At 40.7% G+C, this 8142-nt stretch carries 7 protein-coding genes; 4 read left to right on the forward strand and 3 right to left on the reverse strand.

Features of this window, described 5'->3' with window-relative positions; genetic code table 11:
* Positions 1 to 208 precede the first annotated feature (208 nt).
* The 3 genes from L4C33_RS00765 to L4C33_RS00775 all read right to left on the reverse strand — a co-directional run bounded on the left by L4C33_RS00765 (position 209) and on the right by L4C33_RS00775 (position 3492).
* Positions 209 to 1675, reverse strand: coding sequence for a mannitol dehydrogenase family protein (locus tag L4C33_RS00765; RefSeq protein WP_428810579.1), 1467 nt, complete (start codon positions 1673 to 1675; stop codon positions 209 to 211).
* A 105-nt stretch (positions 1676 to 1780) separates the two neighbouring features.
* Positions 1781 to 2797 (reverse strand): Zn-dependent oxidoreductase, encoded by a 1017-nt coding sequence (locus L4C33_RS00770; RefSeq protein WP_428810580.1) that lies wholly within the window; start codon positions 2795 to 2797, stop codon positions 1781 to 1783.
* Between the two features lie 2 nt (positions 2798 to 2799).
* Complete coding sequence (locus L4C33_RS00775) at positions 2800 to 3492, reverse strand: FadR/GntR family transcriptional regulator (RefSeq protein ID WP_428810581.1); 693 nt, start codon at positions 3490 to 3492, stop codon at positions 2800 to 2802.
* Positions 3493 to 4338: 846 nt separating this feature from the next.
* Between L4C33_RS00775 and L4C33_RS00780 the strand changes: the two genes are divergently transcribed.
* The 4 genes from L4C33_RS00780 to L4C33_RS00795 all read left to right on the forward strand — a co-directional run.
* Positions 4339 to 5307: a TRAP transporter substrate-binding protein gene (locus L4C33_RS00780; protein ID WP_428810582.1), complete on the forward strand. Its 969-nt coding sequence runs from the start codon at positions 4339 to 4341 to the stop codon at positions 5305 to 5307.
* Between the two features lie 50 nt (positions 5308 to 5357).
* On the forward strand, positions 5358 to 5894 hold the full coding sequence (locus L4C33_RS00785; RefSeq protein WP_428810583.1) for a TRAP transporter small permease: 537 nt from the start codon (positions 5358 to 5360) through the stop codon (positions 5892 to 5894).
* Between the two features lies 1 nt (position 5895).
* Positions 5896 to 7170 carry a TRAP transporter large permease gene (locus tag L4C33_RS00790; RefSeq protein ID WP_137357939.1) on the forward strand — a complete coding sequence of 425 codons (1275 nt, stop codon included), beginning with the start codon at positions 5896 to 5898 and terminating at the stop codon, positions 7168 to 7170.
* A gap of 18 nt (positions 7171 to 7188) precedes the next feature.
* Positions 7189 to 8142, forward strand: a 954-nt coding sequence (locus L4C33_RS00795) for an alpha-hydroxy acid oxidase (RefSeq protein ID WP_428810584.1), incomplete at its 3' end; no start/stop codon positions are given.

Raw genomic sequence — 8142 nt, forward strand, 5'->3', positions numbered from 1 at the left:
TTTGTAAGAAAATAAAAGTCGGTAAATACCGACTTTTTATCCCTTCTATCAATTGATTTTATAAGGCCGAGTTAATACGTTTTAACTTGTTAGTTACTGGTAGATATATTTGATGAGCAGACTGCAAGTGATCAATTTCTCTCACTTGCAGGCTAATGCTACATGATAGATGGGGCGTTCTAGGCTAAATAGGTTTTGTTAGAAAAGACTATATGGTCGCTTCCATCACCGCTTTCTTAGCGCCTTTTAGTTCAATATTGATGTACGCCCGAGTGATAGCATCAATAACCGATTTCTGCTGAACAATAGATTGGTCGAAGATCGTTTCTTCACTCAAAAGAGCGTTAACCAAGGGTTCAATAGCGCCGTGTTCTTTACTGATTGATAATAAGTGTTCAGAAAGCGGATCTACGACTTCTATTGGTTGATTGTTTTCATCGATACCTCTGATGTAGCGCATCCATGCTGCAGTGCCTAACGCTAAGGCAGTAAAATCATGTTTTCCTTTCGCTAGAATACCTATAGATTCAATAATACGTTGCGGGAGCTTTTGGCTGCCATCCATAGCGATCTGATGAGTCTTATGTTTCAAATATGGATTTGAAAATCGATTCAATAACAATTCAGAATAATCCACTAAGTCGATATCATCTAGTTCTTGCAGTGTTGGTTTTTGCTCATTGAGCATAAGGCGACGAGTCATTTCTTTGAAACTAGGATTTTCCATCGTGTCCGAAATGTATTCATATCCAGACAAGTACCCTGTGTAAGCTAGAAAAGAGTGGCTACCATTAAGCATTCTGAGCTTCATTTCTTCATAGGGCTGTACATTTTTTACGAGTGACACTCCGTCGATTCGCTCCCATTCAGGGCGGCCAGAAACAAAGTTATCTTCAATAACCCATTGCAAAAATGGTTCTGTGATCAGTCCGCAAGGATCCAACTTACCAGTTAATGACTCGATAGTTTTCAATGATTCGTCGGTCATTGCGGGAACAATTCTATCGACCATCGTACTAGGGAAGCTAGCATGGGTTGAAATCCATTCAGACAGCTCCGGGTCGATCATCTTGGAGTAGGCGATAATGGCGGCTTTCGTTACTTCACCGTTATGGGGCATATTGTCACAGGACATGACACTGAAGGCGGCTAGACCTCGCTCTTTTCTCAAACTCAACGCAGCAACTATCACACCTAAGGCTGATTTTGGTGCTTTGGGAGTAGAGATGTCTTGTGTAATTAACGGGTGACTAGCATGGAATTGGCGTGTGTTTGGGTCTACACAATAGCCTTTTTCAGTGATCGTTAATGAAACTATCGATACCTGAGGTTCCGCCATTCTCTCTATAATAGAGTCAATACCATCAAGGCTCGGGTGCATGCTATCTATTATTGATTCAATAGTGTGAACATTTGTAGAGGTATGATCTTGTTCAACAACAGTGTAACGATGGTCTTGCTCTCTCAATTCCTGTATGAAGGGCTTTCCACTAAACAAGCTTATGGTGGTATAGCCCCAATCACTAGGGGTTATTTGGTTGAGTTTTTCTAATACCAAAGCCTGATGAGCACGGAAAAAAGCACCGCAACCAATATGAACGATTCGGTTTTTAAGTGACGAGCGATCATAGTTTGAATGTGATGATTGATCATATTCAGTTCGACTTGAAGCCATATAAACATCCTTAGGTGTAAAGCGGATTTTGGGAGTGAGTGAGCTATTGAGTCTCCAATTGAATCTTGGAGGCTCAATCTGTTGAACAAAAACGTATATGAGTCATTAATGCATTTTGATCAATGCTTTACGTACTTCTTGAGGGTGACTTTCAATAAGTTCAATAGCATCAGGAGCGGTATCGAGGGTGAACTCATGACTGATCAAAAACTCGGTGTCGAGTTTTCCTTGAGCCATCCATTCAATCACTTTAGGGAACATCTTGTTATTTAGTCGAGAACCTACAATGGTCAGTTCTTTTTTGATCACTTCAACTTGTTGAAGCGGGCTATCCTCACTTGAAAAACCGAGTAAACAAACGGTTCCTGCTGGGGCTGCAAGTCTCATAATTTCAGGGATAAGAGCAGGGATGCATGCGGCGTCAGCGATCAGTGGCACACCTTGTCCATTGGTTAGTTCCATGACACGCTGCTCGGTGTTTTCCTGCTTAGGGTTAATGGTATGAGTTGCCCCTAATTGTTTGGCTGTTTCTAACTTTTCATCAAGAAGATCGACGATGATAGAAGGAATACCCAAAACATTAGCAATTTGTACAATGGTTAAGCCAATAACGCCCGCACCGTAGATCAATATTGTGTCATCCGATGAAGCGTCTAATCGGTTAAAAACGTTAGCAGCGATACTATAAGGTTCAATTAAGGTTGCATCTCTTAAGTTGATACTGTCTGGTAGGGCAATGATATTGGCTGCAGGCACGGCTTGAAATTGTGTGAATCCGCCATCGGTGTGAACACCAATCACTTGAAGTTCAGTACACACATTAGAGCGACCGATTTTGCAAGGTCGGCATTGGCCACAGCTGATCACAGGGTTCACGACCACTTTTGTTCCAACTTCCAGCCCAGTTAGGCTGTCTCCAATCTTTTCGATAGTTCCTACAAACTCATGCCCAGTGATTCTAGGGTAGGTAGCAAAAGGGTTTTGACCGTGGATGATATGAAGATCAGAACCACAAATTCCGGCGTACTCTACACGGACTAACACTTGGTCATCAGAGAAAGATGGTACGTTTTGCTCAACGACCTGGTAGTCATTAATTCCATTTACAATAAATGATTTCATTTTTAGTTACTCAACTTGTCTATCACGTTATCGATGTGCATGATCATGGCTAATTCTGCTTGCTCAGGATCTCCGGCTTTGATCGCGTTGAAGATCGCTTGATGATCATCAACCCAAATCCCTTTTGCAGTAGGCTCGTTCGCAATGACTTCCATGCGATCCCACATTTTCCCTTTCATATGTAGTGACATAAGATCTTGGTGGAAAATTGTTAGTAGTGGGTTCTGGCAAGCGCTAGCGATCGCACAGTGGAACTGCTGATCTGCGTCATGAGATGTCTGATGCCTTAACTCGATACTTGAGAAAAATTGAGAGGCATTCATCATGTCAATACATTGTTGGAGTTCGTTTATTAACTCAGGTGAATTGTTTAACGCTGCTTGTTTCGCAAACTCACCTTCAACCACTTTTCTAGCCGACAAAATATCGTTTGGTGTAAATTCACTCAGTGAAGGTGAAGGCAGTTGAGGCTGACTTTGTAAGACGAAAACGCCAGCCCCTTTTTTAATTTCAGCAATTCCAGAAAGCTCTAAATACACCATAGCTTCGCGTATGACGGTACGACTAACATTGAGCTCTTCTGACAGCTTCCTTTCTGGTGGGATTTTGTCCCCTACAAGGTACTGCTTTGCATTAATCCGGTTAATGATCTGATTGGCGACAGTTATGTACAGCCGGTCAGTTTTTGTTGTCATGCCTATATCTACCTTGTTCGTAATCAGTTTTTTTGTGCTGCTATGAGCCATGTGTTTGTCTCTTAGCCCATTCCATCTAATGGTATTAACCCTAAAAAATTGCTTTGAGGGTCTGTTGGCTCATTATGCGAGCACTGTTATGTACCAATTAAACCATCATTTATTAAAAAGTTATGTGACCAAAGGCAAGTTAACGTGATGATATTGTCCAGACCAATTTGGTTTGTTTTGGTTTTCTGTGCGACCAAATCAATTTTTCGACGGGTGAATATAGCGAAAATATATAATTAGAAAGTCGCGCTAGGCGATATTGTGACATTTTTATAGATCGACAGATGGTGAAAAATGCACAAGGTCAATGACTTACATTATTTTAGTAAAAAAGCAGCCTTTATAGTTATGACTAGCTGTGTTCAGAATTTGTAGAAAATAGTATTTTGGTGAATTTTGTAACAAGGCTAACTCACTGATTAGCTTGGTCTTAGTTGTTTCAATTAATTTAAATTGTTGTTTTTATTTGTGTTTTTATTTCTATATGTGTGGAGGGGGAAAGGTGGGTTTGTTCGATAGCTTTAAAGCAATGTGGAGTACTTGTCGTGAATTTAACTTAAATAAAGGAAGGTAAAACAAGCATGAAAATTGAGTGGTTAGCATGGGGAATTACTGTTTATAGGTTGGGAAATGGAATTTATAGAGTGCCAAAGCTGAGACTTTGCGCATAAAAACGCCATCCTAAGTACCATGTTTCTGTCATATTTATCACACTTAACGTTTTTATCAATTGTGAAACATTTATCCGATGTTAGATTTAATTGGTCTGTACAATAATGGATAAAAATGGAGAATATGATGAAGCAAAAACTATTGAGCGCCGCTATATTAGCGTCTTCTCTTTTTACTGGAATTGCATCTGCTGCCGACTACACTTTGAAATTTGGCCATCTGGCAAACGATGACAATGTTTGGAACAAAGCTGCTCTACATTTCCAAAAAACGGTGGAAGAAAAATCTGAAGGACGAATTGAAGTCTTGGTGTACCCGAACTCTGAGCTAGGTTCAGAGATGGATATTATTAACGGCATCCAATTAGGCACAGTTGACCTAACAATCTCGGGTGAATCATTGCAAAACTGGGCACCTAAAGCGGCATTACTTGCAATCCCATATGCAATCCGCGATAGCGAGCACTTAGCGGCAGTAGCAAATGGTGAGGTTGGTAAAGAGATTGAAGAACAAATCACTCAACGTTCTGGTCTAGTGCCACTAACTTGGTTCGAACGTGGTGCGCGTAACCTGACTTCTAATAAACCAATCACAACGCCAGAAGATCTCAACGGTACGATCCTACGTGTTCCTAATGTTCCAATTTTTGTGAAAGTGTGGGAACAACTTGGTGCTAAACCGACTCCGATGGCATTTTCGGAAGTATTTACTTCTTTACAACAAGGCACGATCCATTCTCAAGAAAACCCACTGTCTCTTATTAACAGCGCATCTTTCTTTGAAGTACAAGATTATGTGAACAAAACAGAACACGTACGTAGCTGGATTTACGTTGTGATGGGTAAGCGTCAATTAGAGAAATTACCTAAGGACTTGCAAGCTGTGGTTAAAGAGGCCGCTGCAGAAACACAAGCCTATGAGCGAGAGTTATTCCTGGAAGACGAAAGAAAACTTGCTGAACTGTTGCAAGAAAGAGGGATGAAATTCGTCGATGTCGATCAAGAGGCATTTCGTGAAGCTGCGCTTCCGGCTGTTCGTAAAAGTTTGAATAAAGAGCAGCTACCGCTGTTTGAAGATATTCAAAAACTATAAGTAACCCTTGGGGAGGTGGATAGCCTCCCTATTTTCTAATGAGGGAAATTATGACGACAATCGTAAATGTGGCCGAAGAACCAAAAGAGTCACTCGTATCGAGAGCCGTAGATCACATTGATCGACTTGCCACTCGTTTTTTTAGCTTTTTTACAATCTGCAGTTTAGTCGCTTTATGTGGTGTGGTTTTACTACAAGTATTTGCTCGAATGTTTTTAGAAAGTACTCCTGCTTGGACAGAAGAACTTTCTCGCTACTTCTTCATCTATACGGTTGCTTTTGGAGCTGGTTTAGCCTTTAAGTCAAAAGAACTAGTTAGTGTCGATATTATAGTCTCTAGGCTAAGTGAGAAATGGCAGAGCATATACCAACTTGTTGTTAATATCGTTATTTCTATCTTTATCTTTATTACGTTACCAAACGCTTTTCAATTTATGAGTATCGGTGAGTGGCAAACATCACCAGTACTTGCAGTTCAAATGGACTACATATTTTTTGCAAGTGTTCTTATATTTGCAAACTTACAATTATTTATAGCATTAGACTCTATAAAGATAATTATTAAACATACAAGTCGGAGAGGATGATATGGAAGTCTATATATTATTTTCGGTTTTCTTTATTTTATTAATATTAGGCTTTCCTATTGCAATTACGCTTGGAATAGCATCAATGGCTTACTTATTGATAGCCGATATTTCATTAACTGTAATTCCACAAAAAATGTTTGCTGGTATTGATTCGTTTGTACTCCTTTGTATTGGCGGCTTCATACTAGCCGGTAACTTGATGAACCGAGGGAATATCACCGAACAGATTATAGGGCTAAGTAACGCGATGCTAGGGCATATTCGCGGTGGACTTGGGTTAGCGAATGTTAGTGGTTCAATGTTGTTTGGTGGCGTTTCAGGTACTGCGGTTGCAGATACAGCATCTATTGGTTCGGTAATGATCCCTGGTATGGCTAAAAGTGGTTACGACAAACCATTTGCTGCTGCAGTAACAGCTGCTTCTTCAACAATAGGGCCGATTATTCCTCCTAGTGTTCCAATGATCATTGTAGGTACTTTAACCAGTATCTCGGTAGGAAAACTGTTTCTTGCTGGTGCTGTACCGGGTTTATTACTCGGTGTAGGTATGATGGCAACGACTTATTTCCTATCGGTAAAACGAGGTTACCCGAAAGAAAAGCGTGCAACGTTATCAGAAATTATCCTTCATTTGCGTACAAGCTGTTGGGCTATCTCACTGACATTCCTAATACTGATTGGCATTGTTGGTGGCTTCTTTACACCAACCGAAGCTTCTGTCGTCGCGGCACTTTACGCAATGATTATTGGGATGTTTGTTTATAAGGGGCTCTCATTTAGAGATCTTCCGAAAATACTACTTTCGACTGCTGTAACCACTGCATCACTAATGCTACTGGTTGGCTTAGCTAACGTGTTTGGGTGGATATTAACGTCAGAAAAAATCCCACAAATGATAGCATCAGCGATATTAACGATAAGTGAAAACCCAATCATTGTATTGCTAATCATAAACTTACTGCTGCTGTTAGTCGGTTCGTTCATGGAGACCATTGCGGCACTAATCATACTGTTTCCTACATTATTAGGCGTAGCGACAGCTGTTGGTGTAGACCCGGTGCACTTTGGCATTATCGCGGTGCTTAACTTAATGATTGGTCTAACTACTCCACCTGTAGGAGTTTGTTTGTTCGTTGCTGCAGGCATTGGTGGTATTCCAATGGAGAAAGTCGTGAAAGCAATCGTACCTTTCTTATTGTGTAATTTAGCCGTGTTATTGATGGTGACTTATATCCCAGCATTATCACTTTGGCTACCTAGCGTGTTCTTATAAACAATTAGAGTTGATGCGATGTTAGATGGTCGATACCCAGATTATTCTCGAATGAGAAAGAAAACAGAAAAGAATATTCCCAAGTTTATCTATGAATATTTGGAAGGAGGTTGTTTTGATGATATTGGATTGGAGACAAACCGTTTAGCATTGCAGAGTTCTAAGTTAGCACCAAGGTATTTAACGCCGTATTCAAAATGCGACTTAAAAACAACAATCCTTGGGAAAGAATATAGCGCTCCATTCGGCATTGCACCAATCGGTTTACAAGGTCTAATTTGGCCTAATTCACCGGTGATTTTGGCGAAGGCAGCAAAGAAATACAATATTCCATATATCCTAAGCACCGTTTCATCTGAGTCGATAGAAGTAATCGCAGAGTTAGCTGAAGACAATGCATGGTTTCAACTCTACAACCCAGTGGAYGAAACAATACAAGATTCAATATTGGGACGGTTGAAGAGTTGCGGCTACAAAAACTTGGTGGTCACGGTCGATATTCCGACGTTTGGGTTTCGGCCCAATGATATCGTGAATGGGTTAACTATGCCTCCTAAGCATTCTGTTAAGAACTTCATCGACGTATGCAAAACGCCGCATTGGGCGACTCAAACTCTCAAGTATGGAATTCCAAAATTTAAAAACTTGGAACCATACATGAGAGATCATCGTCTCGATTTGCCAGAGATGATGCGCTCTATGGCGATGGGGAAAGTGGATACGGAAGGCCTGAAAAGAATAAGAGACAAGTGGGAAGGGAACTTAATAATAAAAGGTGTTTGTTCTAGTAGCGATCTCAAGCTACTTGAAGAGGTAAATGCCGACGGGGTTATTTTATCTAACCATGGTGCCCGGCAGTTAGATGCCTGTGAATCCCCAATAGATCTTCTAAGAAAAATAGAGGGAGGTTCAGTGCCCTCAGGAATGACGATGATGATGGATAGCGGTATCCGATCGGGAGTGGATATTGCC

The sequence above is a fragment of the Vibrio makurazakiensis genome (genome assembly GCF_050337375.1).
In the GTDB taxonomy this organism is placed as follows: domain Bacteria; phylum Pseudomonadota; class Gammaproteobacteria; order Enterobacterales; family Vibrionaceae; genus Vibrio; species Vibrio makurazakiensis.